Source organism: Cellulophaga sp., assembly GCF_039943695.1.
Classification (GTDB): domain Bacteria; phylum Bacteroidota; class Bacteroidia; order Flavobacteriales; family Flavobacteriaceae; genus Cellulophaga.
This window is the reverse complement of record NZ_JBDVAA010000217.1, coordinates 34,171-59,072: the sequence shown is the minus strand read 5'-3', so window position 1 is coordinate 59,072 and position 24,902 is coordinate 34,171. Positions and strand designations below refer to the sequence as shown.

The window sequence follows — 24,902 nt, the reverse complement described above, 5'->3', positions numbered from 1 at the left end:
TTTATTTACTGATTGTTTTTAGCCTTTTTTCTTTTTTCTCTCTCTTGTGCATCTATAACAGCCACTGCGGTCATATTTACCATCTCGTCTACATCTGCTCCTAATTGAAGAATATGTACAGATTTACGTAAACCCAACATAATTGGTCCAATAGAATCTGCATCATTTAACTCTTTAAGCAATTTATATGTAATGTTTGCCGACTCTAAATTTGGAAAAATAAAAGTGTTTACTTTTTTTCCTGCTAATTTAGAAAAAGGAAACTGACTTTGTAACAACTCTTTGTTTAGAGCAAAATCCATCTGAATTTCACCATCTACAACCATTTCTGGATGATCTCTATGAAGAATCTCTACAGCCTTCCTAACCTTTACTGCATTTGGAGCACTAGAAGAGCCAAAGTTTGCATAAGACGTCATTGCTATTACAGGATCAAAACCAAAAGTTTTAGCCACATTAGCCGTCATTAAAGCTATATCTGCTAATTCTTCTGCATTAGGATTAATGTTTATAGAGGTATCTGCAACAAATAAAGGTCCCTTGTCTGTAACCATAATATTAACCGTTGCCACTTTTTGCACATTAGATGCTCTACCAATAACTTCAAAAACTGGTTTTACCACTGTTGGGTATGCTCTAGAATAACCAGAAATCATACCATCTGCATCACCAACTTCTACCATCATAGAGCCAAAATAGTTACGCTCTCTCATTTTAGCTTTGGCGTAGTAAAACGTAACTCCTTTACGTTTTCTGTTTTCCCAAAACTTAGTAGCGTATAATGTACGTTGCCCTTTAGACTCTGTTGCTTTAGTATCTATAATTTGTACGTCTGCATCAAACTCTAATTCTGCCTTAAGCTCTAAAATAGTTTCTTTTTTACCTAATAAAATTGGCTCTGCAATACCTTCTTCGTATGCAATTTGAGCTGCTTTTAACACGTCTAAATGATCTGCTTCTGCAAATACAATTCTTTTAGGATTTACTTTTGCTCTGTTGTGTAATAAACGTACAACTTTATTGTCATTACCAGAACGTCTAATTAATTCTTCTTTATACTTATCCCAATCTTCAATAGGCTGTTTTGCAATACCACTATCCATAGCAGCCTTTGCTACAGCTAAAGGAATTTCTGCTATTAATCTTGGATCAAAAGGCTTAGGAATAATATAATCTTCACCAAAAGTTAGCCTTGTTTCTCCGTATGCAATATTTACTTGTTCTGGTACTGGCTCTTTTGCCAATTTAGCTATTGCTTTAACCGCAGCCATTTTCATAGCTTCATTAATACCCGTAGCTCTTACATCTAAAGCTCCTCTAAAAATAAAAGGAAACCCTAAAACATTGTTTACTTGGTTAGGATGGTCAGACCTTCCTGTAGCCATAATAATATCTTTTCTTGTTTTTACAGCTAAATCATAATTTATCTCTGGATTAGGATTAGCCATTGCAAAAACAATAGGTTTTTTAGCCATAGAAATCAACATCTCTGGAGAAACAATATCTGCAATAGATAAGCCTACAAAAACATCTGCATCTACCATTGCTTCATCTAAAGTATCTATTTTTCTGTCTGATGCAAACTCCGCTTTTTCTTTAGATAAATTGTCTCTATCAGACCTTATAACACCTTTACTATCTAGCATTACAATATTTTCATCTTTAGCACCAAATGCCTTATACAATCTTGTACAAGATACAGCAGCAGCACCTGCTCCACTTATTACAATACGTACTTCATCAATTTTTTTACCAGCAATTTCCAGTGCATTTAATAATGCTGCAGCAGAAATAATTGCTGTACCGTGTTGGTCATCATGCATTACAGGAATATCTAATTCCTCTTTTAATCTACGCTCAATCTCAAAAGCAGCAGGTGCACTTATATCTTCTAAATTAATACCACCAAAAGTAGGTGCTATCATCTTTACGGTTTCTACAAATTTATCTACATCTTTAGTATCAACCTCTATATCTACACCATCAATATCAGAAAATATCTTAAACAATAAGGCTTTTCCTTCCATTACTGGTTTAGATGCTTCAGGACCTATGTCTCCTAAACCTAAAACAGCTGTACCATTAGAGATTATAGCAACTAAATTACCTTTAGATGTATATTTATATGCGTTTTCTTTATCTTTTTCTATTTCTAAACAAGGCTCTGCTACGCCCGGAGAGTATGCCAATGCTAAGTCTCTTTGTGTTGCATAAGGCTTAGTAGGAACAATTTTTATTTTACCTGGTTGCGGTTTTGCGTGGTAAATTAAAGCCTCTCTTCTATTCTTCTCGTTGCTCATTGTTTCTAATTTTAAGATGCAAATTTACGGGTATCCCAGCAATTAAATTATAATATTATTCTAAAAAATCTATGTTGCGTTGTAATCCCGAAAATTTAGTACGCTTCACTGCAGATTTCTTAAACACTTTTCTAAAAACATCTTCTGTTATCTCTTCCCAGTCTTTTTTGGTCATAGATAATAAATCTGGATGCGGATTAAATAAGGGCTCTTGGTGTGGTTTAGAAAACTTATTCCAAGGACATACATCTTGGCAAACATCGCAACCAAAAATCCAATCATCAAACTTACCTCTAACCTCTGCAGGAATTTCATTTTTTAATTCTATGGTAAAATAAGATATACACTTGCTACCATCCACAACATAAGGATCTACAATGGCCTGCGTAGGGCAAGCATCTATACAAGCGGTGCAGGTACCACAATGGTCTGTTACAGCACTATCATAAGCCAATTCTACATCTACAATTAACTCTGCTATAAAATAAAAAGAACCTACTCTTTGAGTTATTAGGTTACTGTTTTTACCTATCCAACCCAAACCGCTTTTTGCCGCCCAAGCTTTGTCTAAAACAGGAGCAGAATCTACAAACGCCCTACCCTCTACCTCACCAATATTGTCGGTAATAAACTCCTGCAACGCTCTTAGTTTAGATTTTATAACGTGATGATAATCTTGACCGTAAGCATATTTAGAAATCTTTAAAGCATCATCATTTTGAGTAGCCTCTGGATAATAATTTAGCAGTAATGATATTACAGATTTAGAGCCATCAACTAATTTAGTTGGATCTAGACGTTTGTCAAAATGGTTTTCCATATAAGACATTTGCCCATTCATATTTTTATTTAACCAACTCTCTAAACGAGGAGCTTCTTCCTCTAAAAACTCAGCTTTAGAAACTCCACAAGAAATAAAACCTAGTCGTTTGGCTTCTTCTTTTATTAAAGTCGTTGCATTTTCTTTATGTACAATAGGTAACATCACAAAGCAAATTTAAAGTTTTACTAGTAATAAAAAATTATTTAGTGATGCTAATACTAACAAACGTACTTGTAAAAGCAATAACTTAACAAAATACTTACATATCTTTATTGCAAAACATATAAATTGCCTATTTTACTATTTATGAGCAAGCTTTTCAATTCTAAATATTACCACAGAGATTTATCTTGGTTACGTTTTAACCATCGAGTTTTACAAGAAATTAAAGACAAAAGAAATCCGCTGTATGAGCGTATAAAATTTTTAGCAATTTTTTCTTCTAATTTAGATGAGTTTTTTAAAGTTCGTGTATCTGACATTAGACAAATAAAAGACTTAGAAAAACCACTGCGTAAAAAGTTAATAACTAAACCAAACAAGGTACTTGCAGAAATTAAAAAACAAGTTAACCAACAACAACAAGAATTTGGAAGTGCTTTTTTAGATGAAATTATTCCCGATTTAAAAAAGGAAAATATTCACTTAATTAACTTTAAAGATTTTAACAAACAACAAAAACTATATGCAGAGGATTACTATAGTTCTAATTTAAAAAATACAGTAGATATACAAACTGGCCCCAGCTCTATTAAAAATTCAATTTTTGCAAAAAATGAAGCATCATACTTAGTTGCTTTAAAAGAAGAAGAACAAATAGAATTAGTTGAGATACCTGACAACCAACCACGCTTTGTTGTTTTTCCATCTACAGACCAAACATTTTACATTACTTTTTTAGATGACATTTTAAAACACAACCTCTTAAACAAAAACAGTAAAGAGTACTATGCTTTAAAAATTTCTAGAGATGCAGAACTGTATATTGAAGATGAATTCTCTGGAGATCTAATGCAAAAAATTCTTGATGCATTACCTAAAAGAAAAACAGGGCAAGCAACACGTGCACTTATAGACGCAAGCGCTCCAATTGCACTTTTAGAAGCTGTTAAAAATGCATTAGACATATACAACACAGATATTATTTTTGGTGGTGTTTATCATAATTTTAAAGATTTCTTTAGTTTCCCAAATCCAACAAAAAAGAAACTAAACAACGTAAACCTAGAGCCTATTCCCCATTCTTTGCTAACTAAATACAACTCTGTTTTTGACGCCATAGAATCAAAAGATCAACTTATACATTATCCGCATCAATCTTTTGAGCCCGTTATAAAATTATTAGAAGAAGCTGCTGTTTCTCCAGAGGTTAAGACCATAAAAATGACTTTGTACCGTTTAGCAAAAACATCTAGGCTAAATACTGCTATTGCAAAAGCTGCAAAAGCAGGTAAAAATGTAATTATTTTTATTGAGGCAAAAGCAAGGTTTGATGAGGATAACAATTTAAGATGGGGAAAAATATTTAAAGAAAATGGTGCAAAGGTAATTTACAGCTATCCAGGAATTAAAGTACACTCTAAAATCTTATACATAGAAAAAGAGATTAAGGGCAAACTTAAAACCTATAGTTACATTGGAACAGGCAATTTTAACGAAAAAACGGCTAAGCTATATACCGACTTTGGCTTAATGACGGCAAATAGCAAAATATGTAAAGAGTTAAATCGTGTTTTTCTGGTTTTAGAAGGTGTTTTAATTGTTCCTAAAGCTAAAAAACTACTTATATCTCCTTTTACATCTAGGCATATATTTTCTACTATGGTAGAAAAAGAAATTGAATTAGCACAAGCTGGCAAAAAAGGCTTAATTGTCTTAAAAATGAACAGCCTTGAAGATAAAAAAATGATTCAACTGTTGTACAAAGCAAGTAATGCTGGTGTACAAATACGGTTGTTAATTCGTGGTATTTGTTGCTTAGTTCCTGGCATAAAGGGCCAAAGCGAAAACATTACAATTACTAGTATTTTAGACAGGTATTTAGAACATGGTCGTGTATACCTTTTTGGAAATAACGGAGACGAAAAACTATTTATTGGATCTGCAGATTGGATGACTCGCAACCTATCTCACAGAATAGAAGTGATTACACCTGTAAGAGATAAAGATAATTTTAAAATAGTAAAAGATATTTTAAATATTCAGTTATCAGATAATGTAAAAGCAAGAGTTATAGACGCTGAACAAAAAAATAATTACGTTACAAACAATAACGCTCCAGTTCAATCTCAGCTAGCTACTTACAACTATTTTAAAAACCAGTAAGTCATCTTTTTCTTATAATAGTTTTATTTTTTATTAGGTCTTATCATAATTTATTTAATACATTTGTTATGTAAACTTTAGGGGTGTTCTTTTTAAGAACTGAGAAATACCCTTTGAACCTGATGCTGTTAGTACAGCCGAAGGGAAAAGTTGAATTCTTTTTATGATTTCTATCTTTTAATGTTTTTTTCCGTTTCTGGAGAATGCATTTTCACACACAGTTTACGATTTAGTTGGATTTTTAACGCTATAACCTAGCACTTAAAATGTATCGTTATGATACCCATAAACGTAAATAACAAAGAGCACTTAATTCCTAGAGAAACTAATGTGTCTCAACTAATAAAAACTCTAGAAATAACCATTTTTGGTGTTGCCATTGCCATTAACGGCGGTGTAATACCAAAAAGCAGCTGGAGTTCTACCATTTTACAACCCCATGACAATGTATTACTAATACGTCCTGCTCAAGGAGGGTAACCTAAAAACTTAAAAGATTTACAATGAAAAAGAAAGACACCGCACCTAAGCAAAACGGTATTACAAGACAACCATTTCCTAGTTCTAAAAAAGTATATGTTTCTGGTAAATTACATCCAGAAATTAAAGTTGCAATGCGAGAAATTGCATTAAGCGATACTGTAGACTCTATGACCAAAAAGAAAACACCTAATGAACCCGTAACGGTTTATGATACTTCTGGTCCTTATACAGATCCAAACAAAGAAATTGATATACACAGCGGTATAGAACGCATTAGAGAACCTTGGATTAAAAAGCGTGGAGATGTAGAAGAGTTAGCATCTTTTTCTTCGGAGTATTGTAACGAGCGTTTAAACGATGCTAGTTTAGACCATATGCGTTTTAAACTTTTAAAAAAACCGCTACGCGCAAAAAAAGGACAAAACGTAACACAATTACACTACGCAAAAAAAGGAATTATTACTCCAGAAATGGAGTACATAGCTATTCGTGAGAACCAACGAATAGATGAAATGACCGAAATTAGAAAACAACACAAAGGCGAACATTTTGGTGCTAATATTCCAGAAAAAATTACTCCAGAATTTGTACGTAGTGAAGTTGCTAGAGGTCGTGCAATTATACCATCAAACATAAATCATCCAGAAGCAGAACCTATGATTTTAGGTCGTAACTTCTTGGTTAAAATAAACGCAAATATTGGTAACTCTGCAGTAACTTCATCTATAGAAGAAGAAGTAGAAAAAGCAGTTTGGGCTTGCCGTTGGGGAGCAGATAATATTATGGATTTATCCACCGGAGAAAACATTCATGAAACTCGTGAGTGGATCATACGTAACTCACCAGTACCAGTAGGCACCGTACCAATTTACCAAGCTTTAGAAAAAGTAAACGGTGTTGCCGAGGATTTAACTTGGGAAATTTTTAGAGACACTTTAATAGAACAAGCAGAACAAGGTGTAGATTATTTTACCATTCACGCAGGTGTTTTATTACGCTACGTACCAATGACTGCAAAACGTGTTACAGGCATAGTTTCTCGTGGTGGTTCTATTATGGCAAAATGGTGTTTAGCTCACCATAAAGAAAGTTTTTTATATACTCATTTTGAGGATATTTGCGAAATATTAAAACAATACGATGTTTCCTTTTCATTAGGAGACGGCTTACGTCCTGGCTCTGTAGCAGATGCTAATGACGAAGCACAATTTGCAGAACTAGAAACACTAGGAGAATTAACTCAGATTGCACGCAAACATGAAGTACAGTGTTTTATAGAAGGTCCAGGTCACGTGCCAATGCACATGATTAAAGAAAACATGGAAAAACAAATTGAAGTTTGTGACGAGGCTCCTTTTTACACCTTAGGCCCTTTAACTACAGATATTGCTCCAGGTTACGACCATATTACATCTGGTATTGGTGCTGCAATGATTGGCTGGTACGGCTGCGCAATGCTTTGCTACGTTACACCAAAAGAGCATTTAGGCTTACCAAATAAAGAAGATGTGCGCGTAGGTGTTATCACCTATAAATTAGCGGCTCATGCTGCAGATTTAGCCAAAGGTCATCCGGGTTCTCAGCACAGAGACAATGCCTTAAGTATGGCGCGTTTTGAGTTCCGCTGGGAAGATCAGTTTAATTTAGGACTAGATCCAGAACGTGCTCGTGAGTATCATGATGAAACCTTACCTGCTGCAGGCGCTAAAGTTGCTCATTTTTGCTCTATGTGCGGACCAAAATTCTGTTCTATGAAGATATCTCAGGAAGTACGAGACTTTGCTGCCGAAAACAAAATTGCGGACGACAACGAAGTTATTGCAAAAGGAATGGAAGAAAAATCTAAAGAGTTTAAAGAAAAAGGATCAGAAGTGTATTTGTAATATAAAGTGGAAGTTCCTACGCCTTTTACTAAGTAAGGCGTAGGCGGGCTTTCCGTTATATCTTTTGCTAAAAAAAAGCAAAAGGATGCCACTACAATCCCTAACTTAAAAAAACCTAATAAAATGATTGTACTTATAGCACCAGAAGAAGATGTACCTAACGAAATAGAAATACTTCATCAACTATTTAACGCTGGGCTACAATATTATCATTTAAGAAAACCTTTTAAAGACTTAAAGCAGCATAAAGAGTATCTAAACAAAATAAAACCAGAATACTACAACCGTGTTATTATACATCACCATCATGAGCTAATAAATAGTTACAACTTAAAAGGTATTCATTTTCAAGAGCAAAAACGTAGAGATACTATAGACAATCCTACACGGTATTTTAAAGACTTAAATATGTTTGGCAAAACCATAAGTTCTTCATTTCATGATCCAGAAGAATTAAACAGTTGTTATTTTGAGTTTGATTATCACCTGCTTAGTCCTGTTTTTAATTCCATATCAAAAAAAGGTTATAAAGGGCGTGGCTTTAATGTAAATCATATAAACAAAACAATTGTTGGTATGGGAGGGGTTACTGCAGAAAACCTTAGCAAATTTAACACATTAGGTTACAAAGGAATTGGCGTTTTAGGAGGAGTTTGGAATAGCAAAAATCCTTTAGAAGCATTTAAGCAAATAAATGAGGCTTACATTACTAGCCTAAAAAACAGAAATAATGATTAGTAAATTACATTATATAAGCCAAGGCGATACTCCAGAAATGCATTTGGCTAACATACAAAAAGCATGTTCTTCTGGTGCAGATTGGGTACAATTACGCCTAAAAAATATAGACGAAGAAACCTTATTGCAAACTGCTTTAAAGGCCAAAGAAATAACTTCTCATTTTCAGACTAGATTAATTATTAACGATCATTATAAAATTGCCAAAGAAGTAAATGCAGATGGTGTGCATTTAGGAAAAACAGATGCTTGCCCATTAGAAGCACGTGAGCATTTAGGAAAATGGATTAGTATTGGCGGTACTGCAAACACCTTAGAAGATTGTGAAAACTTATTAAAAAAAGAAGTAGATTATATTGGTTTAGGCCCATTTAAATTTACCACAACAAAGCAAAATTTAAGTCCAACTTTAGGCTTACAAGGATACCAAGCAATTATAGATGAGTTAAAAACAAATACTCCAATAATTGCCATTGGCGGCATTACTATAGCAGACGTTCCTGAGTTATTAAAAACAGGAATTTACGGTATTGCAGCATCAACAGAAATTACAAGCAATTTTAACAACATTGCCACTTTAAATAAAATTTTAAGCACACCTGCAACACAAGAGCAAGTGTATAAGTTTGATAAAAATAAAAACGATGAAGGATAATTTAATAATAGCAGACAAAGAGTTTTCATCAAGACTATTTACCGGAACAGGAAAATTTAGTTCTTCAGCCGTAATGAAAAATGCTTTACTAGCATCAGAAAGTGAACTAGTTACAGTTGCGTTAAAACGCGTAGATGTAGCAGATGAAGATGACGATATTTTATCACACTTAAATCATTCTAGAATAAACCTTTTACCAAACACCTCTGGCGTGCGTACAGCAAAAGAAGCAGTTTTTGCTGCTCAATTATCTAGAGAAGCTTTAGAAACTAACTGGGTAAAATTAGAAATTCATCCAGACCCAAAATACTTGCTGCCAGATCCTATAGAAACTTTAAAAGCTGCAGAAGAATTGGTAAAACAAGGCTTTGTAGTTATGCCTTACATACACGCAGATCCTGTTCTATGCAAACGTTTAGAAGATGTAGGCGTACAATGCGTAATGCCATTGGGCGCACCAATTGGTAGCAACAAAGGATTAAAAACAGTAGATTTTTTAGAAATAATTATAGCACAAAGTAACGTTCCTGTAATTGTAGATGCAGGCATAGGAGCACCGTCACACGCAGCACACGCTATGGAACTAGGTGCAGATGCAGTTTTGGTAAATACTGCAATTGCCGTATCACAAAACCCAACTGCAATGGCAAACGCATTTAAATTAGCTGTAGAGGCTGGTCGTTTGGCTTACAATGCAAAGCTAGCTCCAATAAAACAAACTGCAGAAGCAAGCTCACCTTTAACCTCTTTTTTAAATGAGTAATTTTACATCACTTTTTAATAAGTATAGTTGGGACAACATTGTTGCTGATATTTACAGTAAAACCAGCACAGACGTAGAAGCCGCTTTACAAAGTAACAAACGTAATCTAGAAGACTTTAAAGTGTTAATTTCCCCTGCTGCAAAGCCATACTTAGAGCAAATGGCACAAATGAGTAGTGCATTAACTAAAAAACGCTTTGGTAATACAATGCAAATGTATGCGCCAATGTATTTAAGTAATGAGTGCCAAAACATATGTACTTACTGCGGTTTTAGCTTAACAAACAAAATACCTAGGCGTACGCTAACTGACGCAGAAATTTTAAAGGAAGCTACCTTTTTACGTAGCAAAGGGTATAACCATATTTTATTAGTAACTGGTGAAGCAAATAAAACTGTTGGTGTAGACTACATAAATAATGCTATTAAACTGTTAAAAAAAGAGTTTGCTAATATTACCATAGAAGTACAACCATTAGACCAAGACGAGTATGAATTGCTTGTAGAAAATGGCTTGTACGCCGTTTTGGTGTACCAAGAAACCTACCACAGAGACGAATATAAAAAACACCACCCTAAAGGTAAAAAGTCTAATTTTGATTACAGGCTAGAAACACCAGACCGTTTAGGCAAAGCTGGCGTACATAAAATTGGTGTAGGTGCTTTATTTGGATTGGAAGATTGGCGAGCAGACAGTTTTTTTACTGCTTTGCATTTACAATATCTACAAAAAACCTATTGGCAAACTAAATATTCTATCTCGTTTCCTAGACTTAGACCACATACGGGTGGTTTAGAACCAAAAGTAGTAATGGAAGATGCAGATTTAGCACAGCTGATATGTGCTTATCGTTTGTTAGACGAAGATGTTGAGCTATCTATGTCTACCAGAGAAAGCGAAAAATTTAGAAACAACATTATCAACTTAGGAATAACGTCTATAAGTGCAGAGTCTAAAACAAATCCTGGAGGTTATGTTGTAGAACCACAATCTTTAGAACAGTTTGAAATTTCTGATGAACGTAGCACAGAAACTATTGCACAAATGTTGCAAAGCAAAGGTTTTGAAGTTGTATGGAAAGATTGGGAAAATGCGTGGTAGTTTATTATTTAAAAACACTATTATATTTTATAATTGCATCATAAAAAACTGAAAAATATGATAGTTTCCCTGCTACGTAGTCTTCTCCTTCTGTTTGAACATTATCACACTTTACCCCTATATCATAATCAAGACTAGTCACTATTCTACAATTAAATATATAATTATTGTATTTAAAATCTTTAATAAAAACTCTGTCCGAACCTAAGTATTCTTCGTTTTTCAATTCGTTATAATTAAGAAATAGAACCAATTCAGCTAAAGCTTCTATTCCGTTATTAACGGAATTATTTTCTCCATAGTGTATTTCCATCTCTTTAGCCTTTTTTATTTTTAACAAAAAAGAACTATCATTATCCATAAAAACTTTAAAAAATTGAATAATAGACACTGCTATAAAATTATATCCTTTCAAAATTGAATCTACATCAGGGTTGTTATAATTTATTCCTTTCCCATCATAAAATTTTTCAAATTTTAATATTTCTCTAAAAGTCAACAAATCATATCTAATCAGCTGACTAATTAGATATTTTATTTGCCCGCCTATTTTATTACGATTATTAAAGAAGTTAGAATTTGAATCAATTTTAATACTATTTAAATAATTAACAATCACTTTATTTAAATATTCCGATGGAGAATACCAATAAATTGAGCTATAAAACTTATCAATATATCCACTAAAATCTGCATAGGATCCGTATTTATGACTAAAAACACTTTCAATATTTTTATAATCACAGACTAGAAGAACTTTATCAAAATCAAATTTATTATCACTATCGACACCTCTAAAATCAAAATGACAAGAAAAAACGTTAAGGATTCTAAAAATATGCTCAGGATCTAACCTGTCCAAATCATCTACAACCAAAACAGTTGTTTTTTTATTTTCTCCTTTTTCTTTTAGCTTTTCTAAAAGTATCCTAATTAATTCAGTGTAAAAGTCTTCTTCGTAAACATGGCCAGTTTCATTTACAGGAACTTTCAAATACTCTTCTAAAAATTTAAAATCATCCTGCTGAAACTTCTTATGGTAATCTAGAAGGTCAGTTTTCATTCTCTTAATTTGACCATACACTTTTAAAGCTACATTTCCATACTTACCTGCAAACGAAAGAAAAGAAGCAAAGAAATCAGCTTTACTTTCTAGATCTTGGTTACTCGTTAAATAAGCAAACAAAGTTAAGTGATAGGGTATTTCTACCTTTTCAAAATCTTCTTTGCTTATCTTACCTAATAACTGAAATAAGATATCGTATTTAATAAGTTCAAAAATGTCTTTATTAGAAACAACAGAATAACTCACAGGGTATAAATGAATAGCCTGATAATCATTATCATTTAAAAAGAAATCATTTAAAAAAGTCGTTTTTCCACTACCAAATACTCCAGAAAAAAGAACTTTAGAGTTAGCATCTAATTTTTTCTTGAAATCATTAAATGGTATTTCAACTTTCTCTAATCTATCGTTCATAATTAAGAATTAAAACAAACCTCCTTGCACACTTCCCTTAATTCTACCTAAATGCTTGTATGCTAATTCCGTTACCTCTCTACCACGAGGTGTACGCATGATAAAGCCTTGTTGTATTAAAAAAGGTTCGTATACCTCTTCTATAGTTTCTGCACTTTCAGATACTGCGGTTGCCAATGTAGTAATACCTACTGGACCACCTTTAAATTTATCTATAATAGTGGTTAATATTTTATTATCCATCTCGTCTAAACCGTGTGCATCTACATTTAATGCATTTAGTCCAAACCTAGAAATTTCTATATCAATTTTACCATTGCCTTTTATCTGCGCAAAATCTCTTACTCGTCTCAACAATGCATTACAAATTCTAGGTGTACCTCTACTTCTACCCGCTATTTCTATTGCAGCTTCTAAATCTATAGGTACATTTAAAATTTCTGCACTACGTTCTGCTATAGTAGACAATAATTCTGTTGTATAATATTGTAATCTACTCTGAATACCAAAACGAGCCCTCATAGGAGCCGTTAAAAGCCCAGAACGTGTTGTTGCTCCAATAAGGGTAAAAGGGTTTAAATTTATTTGTACAGAGCGTGCATTTGGGCCTGACTCTATCATTATATCAATTTTATAATCTTCCATTGCAGAGTATAAGTATTCTTCTACAATAGGACTAAGTCTATGTATTTCATCAATAAAAAGAACATCTCTTTCATCTAAGTTCGTAAGCAAACCTGCTAAATCTCCTGGTTTATCTAAAACTGGTCCAGATGTAACTTTTATACCAACACCTAACTCATTAGCTAAAATATGAGCCAATGTAGTTTTCCCTAAACCTGGAGGTCCGTGAAAAAGAGTATGATCCAAAGCCTCTCCTCTCTGGTTAGCAGCTTCTACAAAAACTTTTAGGTTTTCTAAAACTTGATCTTGACCAGCAAAATCATCAAAACTTAAGGGTCTTAATGCTCTTTCTATATCAAATTCTTCAGAAGAAAAATTTTCTGATGTTGGGTCTAGGTTTTCATTCATAGTCTAACAAAGATACTAGAAATTGAAAGCTTTCTAATTAGAAAATAATCTATTCCTTTTTAATTAATTGAGATGCGTTTAAAAAGTCTGTAATTGTAATTTTAGGAGTGCCGTACAAATATGTTTTAGAGCTACCTTTAGATGATAAATCAAAGCTTTCTGTGGCAAATATTCTAACATCTGGAGATTCATCTAAGTTAGCAGATACAGAAGTTCCTTTTAGTGATTCTGCTCTTAATTGAGAATTACCAAACAGATCTATGTCTAGATCTGTAGCTGCACCCTCAAGTTTACTATCAGCATTACCGTGCATTGTTACTTTAGCCATTTGCGCTTCTAAATACAGCCCTAAGTTACTTTTTTGATCTTGACTAATAACTAACTCGTCACAATCTACATTAAGTTCTGCATTGCTATTACCAGACATTGAAATAGTAACAACATCAGCAAGCGTATTTAAGTTAAGCTTAGAACTTCCTTGGAGATTAATATCTAAATAACCTGTAGTAACAATATCCTTCATATCTAAACGGCCATCTAACATAGTTATACCGTTTAATCCCATATAATTTACTGTCAACACTAGTTTTTTTCTTGAGACTATTCTGTAAAAAGAACTAACTTCTAATATACTATCTGTTACCTCAAACTTAAGAACATCTAAAAGATTATCATCTCCTATAAAAGTGTAACTGTTTTCCCTTGCTTTTTTAAGCTCTATTCGTAAATCATCAGCTATTTTAATGGAGTTAAAAGGCGGCAACTCATTAGTTACCTCAATAACAGTTTTACTTCCTTTAATTTTTGGTTTTTTCTGCGCGATACTTACTACTGATGTAAGTAGCAGTATACTTAAAATAATTTGTTTCAAAATATGGTGTGTTTAATGGTTTGTGTTTGTTGTTAAACAAGATACTAAAATACAGCTTAACTATATATTATTGCCAAGAATGATGCCAAAAAAAAGGCCTTTTAAAATAAATTTTAAAAGGCCTTATATAATTTTTATGAAGTCTAGTGAGTAAGTTCTTCTTCACCAGCTTGAAGAGGTACTACTTGAGGAACATAATCTTGTCCTGGTATTACATATTCTCCGTTTTCATTTGTTTTACTATAATCATATGCCCATCTGTGAACTTCAGGAATAGCACCTGGCCAGTTACCGTGAACATGCTCTACAGGAGTTGTCCACTCTAAAGTAGTAGCTTTCCAAGGGTTTTGCTCTGCCTTTTTACCGTAGAAAATACTATAGATAAAGTTACCAACAAAGACTAACTGAGTAGCTCCTGCTATTAAAGCAAATACTGTTATTAAGATGTTAACATCAGTAAGCTCATCAAACATTGGGAATGCTGTATTTTCATAATAACGTCTTGGTACACCAGCCATACCTACAAAGTGCATTGGAAAGAAAACACCATAAGCACAAATAGCAGTGATCCAGAAATGAACATAACCTAAGTTTTTATTCATCATCTTACCAAACATTTTTGGGAACCAGTGGTATACACCTGCCAATAAACCATATAAAGCAGATATACCCATTACTAAGTGGAAGTGAGCTACCACAAAGTAAGTATCATGAACGTTAATATCCAATGTACTATCTCCTAAAATAATACCAGTTAAACCACCAGTAATAAATGTAGAAACAAATCCGATTGAAAATAACATTGCAACATTCATTTGCAAGTTACCTTTCCAGATTGTAGTAATCCAGTTAAATGCTTTTACAGCAGATGGTATTGCTATTAATAAAGTTGTAAATGTAAATACAGAACCTAAGAAAGGATTCATACCTGAGATAAACATATGGTGACCCCATACAATTGTAGATAAGAATGCAATTGCAATAATTGACATAATCATTGCTCTATAACCAAAAATTGGTTTACGAGCATTTGTTGCCATAACATCAGATACAATACCCATTGCTGGTAAAATTACAATGTATACCTCTGGGTGTCCTAGGAACCAAAATAAGTGTTCGTATAATACAGGTGATCCACCTTGATAGTGTAATACCTCTCCTTGTATAAATATATCTGATAAGAAGAATGATGTTCCAAAACTTCTATCCATAATTAACAACAATGCCGCTGAAAATAAAACCGGGAAAGAAACAACACCAATTATAGCAGTAACAAATAATGCCCAAGTTGTTAAAGGTAATCTTGTCATAGACATACCTTTTGTTCTTAAGTTAATAACTGTTACAATATAGTTTAATGATCCTAATAAAGATGATGCTATAAATATAGCCATAGATACTAACCACAATGTCATACCTGCGCCAGAACCTGATTGAGCCATAGGTAATGCAGACAAAGGAGGGTAGATTGTCCAACCTGCTGCTGCTGGTCCTGACTCTACAAAAAGAGAACAAACCATTATAACTGCAGATGTAAAAAATAACCAATAAGAGATCATATTTAACAATCCTGAAGCCATATCTCTAGCTCCAATTTGCAATGGAATAAGTAAGTTACTAAATGTACCACTTAAACCTGCTGTAAGTACAAAGAAAACCATTATAGTACCGTGCATAGTTACCAATGCTAAATACACATCAGCATCCATAACACCACCTGGTGCCCATTTACCTAATACAGCTTCAAATAAAGGAAAAGATTCACCCGGCCAAGCCAATTGCATTCTAAATAACAATGACATTGCTATACCAATGAAACCCATAATTAAACCAGTAATTAAATACTGCTTTGCAATCATCTTATGATCCATACTAAATATATATTTAGTAATGAAGGTTTCTTTGTGATGATGTCCGTGATCGTCGTCGTGTTCGTGTGTTCCTGACATAATCAGATATTCTATTTTTGTTAGTTAACTTAGTTTCTTAAATCAATTATTTTACGGCAACTCCTGTAGCGGTTTCACCACCAAAAGTTTTCTGAGAAGCCATCCATTTGTCGTACTCCTCTTGAGTTTCAACAATTATCTTCATTTGCATATTGTAGTGAGATTTACCACAAATTTTATTACAAAGTAAAATATAATCGTACTCCCAAGGATCACTATTTGGCTCTCCTGCTGCAGCTTTTTTAGCTCTAATCTTATTAGCTCTTTTCACCTTATCAATTACATCAGGATCCTGACGCATTTCTGCTGTAGTTTTTATAGGTGTAAAAGAGAATTGAGTAATCATACCTGGTACACAATTCATTTGCGCTCTAAAGTGAGGCATATAAGCTGAGTGTAATACATCTTGAGAACGCATATGGAAATTAACTTTTCTTCCCACTGGTAAATGTAATTCTTTAACAATTACATCATCAGCTCCATTTGGATCTGACTCATCTACACCAAGAATATTAGCCTTATCAATATCAATCATTCTAACGTTTGCCTCTCCTAATACATTATCTGCACCACCGTATCTAGCTGTCCAGTTAAATTGTTGTGCATAAAGCTCTACAATTAATGGATCGTCCTCATCATTAATATCCATTATATTAGTCCACGTGTATAATCCCCAAAGGATTAATCCAGCTAAAACTATTACCGGAATAATTGTCCAAATAAATTCTAGCTTATGGTTATCAGCATAAAACAATGCCTTTTTACCTTTTTCACCACGATATTTATAAGCAAAATAGTGTAATAAAAATTGAGTTATTGTTTGTACAATAAATATAATAAGCATTGAAACAAACATCAAGCTATCATACTCAGCTCCATGAGCAGAACCTGCTTCTGGCAACAATACTTTTGTATACTTGTAAAAGCTAAAGATTGTTATACCGTAAATAAATACCAAGAAAGCAAACATTAGATAACCGTTAACTTTGTTATCGTTATCCGTTGCTGTTTCATTTTTAGCCGCTCTAAGTTGCGACAATTCAAAAATTTTGGTCATTTGCCAAATTGCTATGGCTACTAAGACTAAAACCGTTATAGTTAAAACTGTAATCATTGTATGATTTATTTTATGCTGTTGTAAACTTCCTTATTAATAATGAAAATGCTTGCTCTCTCCAATAAATGGATTTCTCTTTGGCTGCAATGGAGCTGTTGTTAAAGCTCTAAAAACAACAAAAATAAACAGACCGGCAAAGAATAAAACAGAACATATTTCTGACAATCCTATAGACCATTGATCTCCTACTGTTGCAGGCATAATCATATTAAATATATCTAAGTAGTGACCCGCTAGTATAACTACACCTGCCATAATAACAAACCAGTTAACTCTTTTGTAATCACTATTCATTAACAATAATAATGGAAACAAGAAGTTCATAGCTACCATTCCAAAAAATGGTAAGTTATAATCTTGTATTCTGGTTACATAGTATGTAACTTCTTCAGGTATGTTAGCGTACCATATAAGCATAAACTGAGCAAACCATAAGTAGGTCCAGAAAATACTAATACCAAACATAAATTTAGCTAAATCATGAATATGACTATCGTTTACATCTTCTAAAAGACCTTTAGACTTTAAGTATATTGTTACCATTGCTATAACTGTAATACCAGACACAAACATACTAGCAAACACATACCAACCAAACAGAGTACTGAACCAATGTGGATCTACACTCATTATCCAATCCCAAGACATCATAGACTCAGATACCAAGTAAAATACTAGGAAACCTGCAGACCATCTAAAGTTTTTAACAAAGTTAGTATTATCATCAGCAGCATCTTGTGCTAAAGATAATTTACGAGATATTGTTCTATAAGCAATCCATCCTCCTAAGAAAATAGCAGCTCTTATTAAAAAGAAAGTTCCATTTAAGTAACCCGCTTTACCCTGCAATAATTTATCGTGAGCTACAACATCAGCATCCATCCAAACAAATAAATGGTTCAAATGCGCTACAGAAGCAAGTAATATTACAAAAACAATAATACCTCCTGGTGCCAAGTAAGCCGTTATACCTTCCATTACTCTAAATAATAAAGGAGACCAACCTGCTTGTGCTGCTCTTTGTATTGCATAAAATGCTAATACACCTAATGCTATCATAAAGAAAAAGAAAGCAGCAACATACAATGCAGCCCAAGGTTTATTTCGCAATTGATGTAATAAATGCTCATCATGACTACTATCATGACCTTCTGCGTGAGCAGTATTGCCATGAGCATCTGATTTATGATCTTCTGCAGCAACTTCATGATCTCCGTGACCACTAGTATGGCTAGCTACAATTTCTTTAGCATCTTCTACTGTGCTAGGCATAGAGATAAAGCCTATTGCAATACCTATAGCACCAACAGCCATTAATATAAAAGAAGCTATTTTTAGTCTGTTTGAAAAAGTGTACATATTCTTAATCTATGTATTATTTAGTTAAGTCTTGTTTCAATTGCATTACGTATTCCGCAACTTGCCAACGTTCATCGTGATTAAGTTGATTAGCGTAAGAACCCATAGAATTTAATCCGTAATATATAGTATGGTAAGTGCTACCTACTGTAATATTTCTTCCTGCATCTGCATAATTAGGAACACCTAATATTTTCTCTCTCTTCACTAAATTCCCTTGACCATCACCCTTATTACCATGACAAATTGCACAGTTAATAGCATACAACTCTTTACCTTTGGTTAAATTAACTTCTGTTTTTAAAGAGTCTAATGGGCTAGCCTGCAAACGAGCTAATTCTTTACCTTCAATATCATTAGCAAACTCATAAGGCATATGACCTCTAGATATAGTGTTTTCTACTGGCAAACCAGCTTCCATACCGCTAGGTAAAAAATCTACTTTTTGGTACGTTTCATAACCTACTGCCTCGTACATATTAGGCATATATTGGTAATTAGGACTGTTCTTATCTGCACAAGATGCCATAAGAAGAGCTATTCCTAAAACCAAACCTATATTTTTAAATATCTTCATAACTGTTATTAAGACTATTTTTCTGAAATATTAATTTCTACTGCTCCTGTGTCTGCTAACAAAGATTTTAATTCTTCTTCATTATCATGAATTTCTATTTCCATTAAAAATAGATCATCTGTTGTTCTTACATCTGGATTTTCAGCTTGTTTAAAAGGCCACAATTTACTTCTCATGTAAAAAGTTATAACCATTAAGTGAGCTGCAAAAAACACAGTAAGTTCAAACATAATTGGAACAAAGGCCGGCATATTTTCTAGGTAACTAAAACTAGGTTTACCACCAATATCCTGAGGCCAATCTTCTATCATGATGTAATTCATCATAAGAGTTGCTATTGTAATGCCTATACAACCATAAATAAAAGCAGTTATGGCTATTCTAGTAGGAGCAAGCCCCATAGCTTTGTCTAACCCGTGAACAGGAAAAGGACAATATACCTCTTCTATATGATGCTTAGCTGCTTTTACTTTCTTAACAGCGAGCATCAATATATCATCATCATTATAAAATGCGTGAATAACTTTAGATGCCATAATTATTTATTGTTATTTAAGTTCTTGGCTTGTCCAGCCCAATCATCTCTTTGTGCTCTTCCTGGGAAAGACCCTGTAATAGAATCTAATAGATCATACTCTTTCTGTGTCATTTTACTAACCTGAGCAAAACTATATATCCCAATCTGGTTTAATGTTTGTTCCATTTGCGGACCAATACCTTTAACTTGCTTTAAGTCATCTGGTGTATCAGTAGCAACATCAAACTTACCTAAAGAACTTAATAAGTCCGAAACCTTTTCTTCCTCATTACCAACTACAACCTCTTCTTTTGCTTCTACAGGTGTAGCTGCAACAGTATTAGTATAAATTGTTTTTTCTGGCATAGTATACATAGGTTTACCTGCATCTCTTAACTTCTTGTACTTACTACCAGAAGCTTTCAAAATAGATTTTACTTCTGCCTGCGCTATTACAGGGAATGTTCTAGAGTATAATAAGAACAATACAAAGAAGAAACCTATTGTACCAATAAATATACCTATATCTACAAACGTAGGAGAGAACATTGTCCATGAAGATGGTAAATAATCTCTATGTAATGATGTTACAATAATAACAAAACGCTCAAACCACATTCCTATGTTTACTACAATAGAAATAGCAAAAGAGAACATAATACTAGTACGCAATCTCTTAGACCACATAAATTGCGGAGAGAAAACATTACAAGACATCATTGCCCAGTATGCCCAAGCATAAGGTCCTGTTGCTCTGTTTAAGAAAGCGTATTGCTCGTATTCTACACCAGAATACCAAGCCATAAACAACTCTGTAATATATGCACAACCAACTATAGAACCAGTAATCATAATTACAATGTTCATTAACTCTATATGCTGCACTGTAATATACGCTTCTAAGCTACACACTTTTCTCATAATAATAAGAAGCGTGTTCACCATTGCAAATCCTGAGAAAATTGCACCTGCCACAAAATATGGAGGGAAAATTGTTGTATGCCATCCTGGTATAACCGAAGTGGCAAAATCAAAAGATACAATAGTATGTACAGAAAGTACAAGTGGAGTTGCCAAACCTGCTAACACAAGAGAAACCTCTTCAAAACGCTGCCAATCTTTTGCTCTACCCGTCCAACCAAAACTTACTAAACTGTATATTTTCTTCTGAAACGGCTTAACAGCTCTATCACGTAACATTGCAAAATCTGGCAAAAGACCAGTCCACCAGAAAACTAATGATACTGATAAGTAAGTAGAAATTGCAAATACATCCCATAATAATGGTGAGTTAAAGTTTACCCATAAAGAACCAAATTGGTTAGGAATAGGTAATACCCAATACGCCAACCAAGGACGCCCCATGTGTATTATTGGAAATAAACCTGCCTGCACTACAGAGAAAATTGTCATTGCCTCTGCAGAACGGTTAATAGCCATTCTCCATTTTTGTCTAAACAGCAATAGTACTGCAGAAATTAATGTTCCCGCGTGCCCAATACCTACCCACCATACAAAGTTGGTAATATCCCAGGCCCAGCCTACTGTTTTATTTAATCCCCAAGTACCGATACCTGTAGATACTGTGTATATTATACAACCAACTCCCCAAAGGAATGCTATTAATGCAATAGAGAAAACAATCCACCACTGTTTGTTTGCTTTCCCTTCTACAGGAGCAGCAATATCCACAGTTACATCGTGGTATCCTTTATCTCCAATTACTAGGGGTTTTCGTATAGGTGCTTCGTAATGCGACGCCATAATTTATGTTCTAGTTACGTTCCGTTAATTAATTATGATTCTTGTGTATTTCTCACTTTAACATGATAGAAAACATTTGGTTTTGTACCAATGTGCTCTAATAAATGATACATACGGTTACTTTCTTTCAACTCAGCAACCTCACTTTCTTTATCATTTACATCTCCAAATACCATTGCACCACTACTACATGCAGCAGAACAAGCCGTTTGAAACTCACTATCTTTTACTGTGCGCCCGTCTCTCTTAGCATCCAAAATAGACTTTTGAGTCATTTGAATACACATAGAGCATTTCTCCATTACTCCACGAGAACGAACATTTACATCTGGATTAATTACCATTTTTCCTAAATCGTTATTCATATGGTAATTAAACTCGTCATTGTTGTTATACAAGAACCAGTTAAAACGACGTACTTTATACGGACAGTTGTTTGCACAATATCTTGTACCAACACATCTATTATACGCCATATGGTTTTGACCTTGTCTACTGTGAGATGTTGCAGCAACAGGACAAACTGTTTCACATGGAGCGTGATTACAGTGTTGACACATTACTGGCTGAAAAGCTACTTGAGGATTAGCAGAAGGATCTTCCAACTCACCAAATCCACTTAAAGAACCCTTATCTCCAGTTAAACCATCAAATTCATCTTTCTTAACATTATCCCCTTCAAAAGTATCTTCAGAAGAATAATATCTATCTATACGCAACCAGTGCATATCCCTAGACTTACGCACTTCATCCTTACCAACAACAGGTACATTATTTTCAGCGTGACAAGCTATAACACAAGCCCCACAACCAGTACATGCATTTAAATCTATTGATAAATTAAAGTGATGACCAACAGAACGATCAAAATCATCCCAAAGACTAACTGAAACAGCATCTACTTCGTTATGATTTAAAGACACCTGAGGAACTGGATTCCATTCTGCGTGATCTTTAGTATTAAAAATTTCTAATGTAGTTTCTTTGATAATATCACCTCTACCCATTAATGTCTTATGAAGCTGCACACAAGCAAACTCATGCATACCCTCTGCTTTAGACACAGATACAGATTGATTAGAAACACCTCCTTGATATAATGCATACGCATTAACACCTGTTTGCATTTCTGCTTGTAAACCAGATTTTCTTCCGTAACCAAAAGAAAGCCCAACAGAACCTGGCGCTTGACCTGGCTGAATAATTACTGGAACCTCTTTTAACTCAACATCTCCCACTTTAAGGTTTACCTTACTACCATCTAAACCACCGTTAGCCACATGATCATTAACAAGACCTAACTTTTCAGCATCAGCTTTAGATACAGTAACATAATTATCCCAAGATACTCTAGTAATTGGATCTGGAAACTCTTGCAACCATGGATTATTAGCCTGCTGACCATCTCCCATACCCACCTTAGAGTACAAAGCTAACTCCATACCAGATGAAGATGCCTTAGATAACTTAGAAGCCGCCATAGATAAATCTACTAGAGATGACACTATCGACTCTTCTTCAGAAACAACTGAAGCAACAGTTTCCTCAACAACATCTACAATAGTAGCAGGTGCTTTATAAACACCATCATGTAACGCCTGATTCCACTTTCCGCCTCCTAACACAGAAGAACTCCAAGTTTCCTTAATATAATCATAATACGTCTTATCAGATCCCATCCAAACTAGTAACGATGATTGGAATTGACGCGTATCAAAAATCTCTTTAATTGTTGGCTGTATTAATGCATAATGTCCTTTTTTAATTTGAACATCACCCCAAGACTCTAAGTAATTAGGAGCAGCAGCAGCATAAGTAGACACAGCTACAGTCTCATTATTACTTTGTGAAAAAGCAACAGATAAATCTACCTTAGACAATGCATCTGTAAACTCAGCCGAATTTGGCATTGTATAAGCAGGGTTTACACCATCCATAATAAGCAGACCCACCTTACCGGCTTTCATATCTGCCATTAATTTAGCAACAGCCTTAACACTACCTTGTCTTACATATTTTGGTGCCTTAGCATCAAAAGCAACACTAGAATGCTTTTCATTAATTGCCAAAACAATCGCTTGAGCATCTTTATCATCTAAACCTGTTACAACAACAGCTTTACCTTTAGCCTTTTTAAACTCTTCTGCAGTAGCTAAAACAGCTTTTTCTACAGCAGCAGGCAACTCACCACCTACAGACACATTCATTACTTTAGCGTAAAATTTAGCTAAAGCAATTTTCTGCTGCGTAGGAGTTAACAACACTCTTTTATCTGCATTAGCACCAGTTAACGACATATTTGCCTCAAACTGAATGTGCCTTGACATTTTTCCATTTTTTGGAACACGACCAGCAGAATACCCACTATCATATCCACCACCTTGCCAATCACCAAGAAAATCTGCCCCAAAAGAAACAATCAACTCAGCTTTCTCAAAGTTATAATCAGCTAATGCTCTTTCACCATACTTTTCCTCAAAAGCATTTAATGCAGCATCAGCAGAAATAGCATCATAAGTAACATGATTTACATTTTCACCGTAAACCTCCTTAAACTCAGCAATCAATCTAGAAGTAGATGGACTAGCGTAAGTTTGCGTTAATAATGCAATTTGCTTACCAGAACCCTTCAACGCAGTTAATTTTGACTTAACCACACCATCTAAAGCAGACCACTCAACAGCCTCCCCTTTAGACACAGGACCCTGCAATCTCTTACTATCATATAATGACAAAACAGAAGCTTGCACACGAGCATTTGCGGACCCGTTTACTTTAGCATCTGTATTATTTTCAATTTTTATTGGCCTACCCTCTCGAGTTTTTACCAAAACACTTGCAAAGTCAAAACCATCTGCTATTGTTGTTGCATAATAATTAGCAACACCAGGTATAATTTGATCTGGCTGAACAACATAAGGTATTGATTTTACAACCGGCCCTTCACAAGCAGCCATTGTTGCAGCAGCAGTACTAAAACCTACATACTTTAAGAAATCCCTTCTATTAGTAGAACTTGCTGCTAAACCTTCCTTATCACCTAAGAAATCTTCAACAGGTATCTCCTGAACAAATTCGTTCTGTTTTAGCGCCTCAACAATGGAATCGTTAGGATTTAACTCCGCTTCGCTTTTCCAATATTTTTTGTTTGATGACATACGATA

General features: G+C 34.1%; 19 protein-coding genes and 1 riboswitch. Of the genes, 7 read left to right on the top strand and 12 right to left on the bottom strand.

Annotated elements, in window-relative coordinates; all coding sequences use genetic code 11:
- Positions 1-5: 5 nt before the first annotated feature.
- Complete coding sequence (locus tag ABJD66_RS16225; protein ID WP_100893884.1) at positions 6-2,300, bottom strand: NADP-dependent malic enzyme; 2,295 nt, start codon at positions 2,298-2,300, stop codon at positions 6-8.
- A gap of 55 nt (positions 2,301-2,355) precedes the next feature.
- The gene (gene queG, locus ABJD66_RS16220; RefSeq protein ID WP_348133601.1) at positions 2,356-3,285 is read right to left on the bottom strand and encodes a tRNA epoxyqueuosine(34) reductase QueG; all 930 of its coding nucleotides are present in this window, start codon (positions 3,283-3,285) and stop codon (positions 2,356-2,358) included.
- A gap of 144 nt (positions 3,286-3,429) precedes the next feature.
- Between queG and ppk1 the strand changes: the two genes are divergently transcribed.
- The 7 genes from ppk1 (at position 3,430) to thiH (ending at position 11,072) form a co-directional block, all read left to right on the top strand.
- Positions 3,430-5,448, top strand: coding sequence for a polyphosphate kinase 1 (ppk1, locus tag ABJD66_RS16215; RefSeq protein WP_348133573.1), 2,019 nt, complete (start codon positions 3,430-3,432; stop codon positions 5,446-5,448).
- 69 nt (positions 5,449-5,517) lie between these two features.
- Positions 5,518-5,611, top strand: a riboswitch (TPP riboswitch).
- 113 nt (positions 5,612-5,724) lie between these two features.
- Positions 5,725-5,928, top strand: coding sequence for a sulfur carrier protein ThiS (thiS, locus tag ABJD66_RS16210; RefSeq protein ID WP_100893887.1), 204 nt, complete (start codon positions 5,725-5,727; stop codon positions 5,926-5,928).
- A gap of 23 nt (positions 5,929-5,951) precedes the next feature.
- Positions 5,952-7,814 carry a phosphomethylpyrimidine synthase ThiC gene (thiC, locus tag ABJD66_RS16205; RefSeq protein WP_100893888.1) on the top strand — a complete coding sequence of 621 codons (1,863 nt, stop codon included), beginning with the start codon at positions 5,952-5,954 and terminating at the stop codon, positions 7,812-7,814.
- A 123-nt stretch (positions 7,815-7,937) separates the two neighbouring features.
- Positions 7,938-8,552: a thiamine phosphate synthase gene (locus ABJD66_RS16200; RefSeq protein WP_348133568.1), complete on the top strand. Its 615-nt coding sequence runs from the start codon at positions 7,938-7,940 to the stop codon at positions 8,550-8,552.
- Positions 8,545-9,207: a thiamine phosphate synthase gene (thiE, locus tag ABJD66_RS16195; RefSeq protein WP_100893890.1), complete on the top strand. Its 663-nt coding sequence runs from the start codon at positions 8,545-8,547 to the stop codon at positions 9,205-9,207. The genes ABJD66_RS16200 and thiE overlap by 8 nt, the downstream gene beginning before the upstream one ends.
- Positions 9,197-9,970: a thiazole synthase gene (locus tag ABJD66_RS16190; protein ID WP_100893891.1), complete on the top strand. Its 774-nt coding sequence runs from the start codon at positions 9,197-9,199 to the stop codon at positions 9,968-9,970. Before thiE ends, ABJD66_RS16190 begins: the two co-directional genes overlap by 11 nt.
- Positions 9,963-11,072: a 2-iminoacetate synthase ThiH gene (gene thiH / locus ABJD66_RS16185; RefSeq protein WP_100893892.1), complete on the top strand. Its 1,110-nt coding sequence runs from the start codon at positions 9,963-9,965 to the stop codon at positions 11,070-11,072. Before ABJD66_RS16190 ends, thiH begins: the two co-directional genes overlap by 8 nt.
- A 4-nt stretch (positions 11,073-11,076) precedes the next feature.
- Here thiH and ABJD66_RS16180 read toward each other — a convergent pair whose 3' ends face one another.
- From ABJD66_RS16180 to ABJD66_RS16135, 10 genes are all read right to left on the bottom strand, one after another.
- On the bottom strand, positions 11,077-12,552 hold the full coding sequence (locus ABJD66_RS16180) for a P-loop NTPase fold protein (RefSeq protein ID WP_348133563.1): 1,476 nt from the start codon (positions 12,550-12,552) through the stop codon (positions 11,077-11,079).
- Between the two features lie 9 nt (positions 12,553-12,561).
- Positions 12,562-13,584 (bottom strand): Holliday junction branch migration DNA helicase RuvB, encoded by a 1,023-nt coding sequence (gene ruvB / locus ABJD66_RS16175; protein WP_100893893.1) that lies wholly within the window; start codon positions 13,582-13,584, stop codon positions 12,562-12,564.
- Between the two features lie 49 nt (positions 13,585-13,633).
- A complete protein-coding gene (locus ABJD66_RS16170; protein ID WP_348133559.1) occupies positions 13,634-14,455 on the bottom strand; it encodes a DUF2807 domain-containing protein in 822 nt (273 codons plus the stop codon).
- Between the two features lie 143 nt (positions 14,456-14,598).
- The gene (locus ABJD66_RS16165; RefSeq protein WP_100893895.1) at positions 14,599-16,404 is read right to left on the bottom strand and encodes a cbb3-type cytochrome c oxidase subunit I; all 1,806 of its coding nucleotides are present in this window, start codon (positions 16,402-16,404) and stop codon (positions 14,599-14,601) included.
- Positions 16,405-16,450: 46 nt separating this feature from the next.
- Entirely contained in the window at positions 16,451-17,518 is a 1,068-nt protein-coding gene (locus ABJD66_RS16160) for a cytochrome c oxidase subunit II (RefSeq protein WP_100893896.1), read from the bottom strand.
- 36 nt (positions 17,519-17,554) lie between these two features.
- Positions 17,555-18,880 (bottom strand): quinol:cytochrome C oxidoreductase, encoded by a 1,326-nt coding sequence (locus ABJD66_RS16155; RefSeq protein WP_348133555.1) that lies wholly within the window; start codon positions 18,878-18,880, stop codon positions 17,555-17,557.
- Between the two features lie 16 nt (positions 18,881-18,896).
- Positions 18,897-19,457: a cytochrome c gene (locus tag ABJD66_RS16150; protein WP_100893898.1), complete on the bottom strand. Its 561-nt coding sequence runs from the start codon at positions 19,455-19,457 to the stop codon at positions 18,897-18,899.
- A gap of 14 nt (positions 19,458-19,471) precedes the next feature.
- A complete protein-coding gene (locus ABJD66_RS16145; RefSeq protein WP_013621427.1) occupies positions 19,472-19,993 on the bottom strand; it encodes a DUF3341 domain-containing protein in 522 nt (173 codons plus the stop codon).
- A gap of 2 nt (positions 19,994-19,995) precedes the next feature.
- Positions 19,996-21,738: an NrfD/PsrC family molybdoenzyme membrane anchor subunit gene (nrfD, locus tag ABJD66_RS16140; protein WP_100893899.1), complete on the bottom strand. Its 1,743-nt coding sequence runs from the start codon at positions 21,736-21,738 to the stop codon at positions 19,996-19,998.
- 32 nt (positions 21,739-21,770) lie between these two features.
- Entirely contained in the window at positions 21,771-24,896 is a 3,126-nt protein-coding gene (locus ABJD66_RS16135) for a TAT-variant-translocated molybdopterin oxidoreductase (RefSeq protein ID WP_348133550.1), read from the bottom strand.
- Between the last annotated feature and the right edge of the window lie 6 nt (positions 24,897-24,902).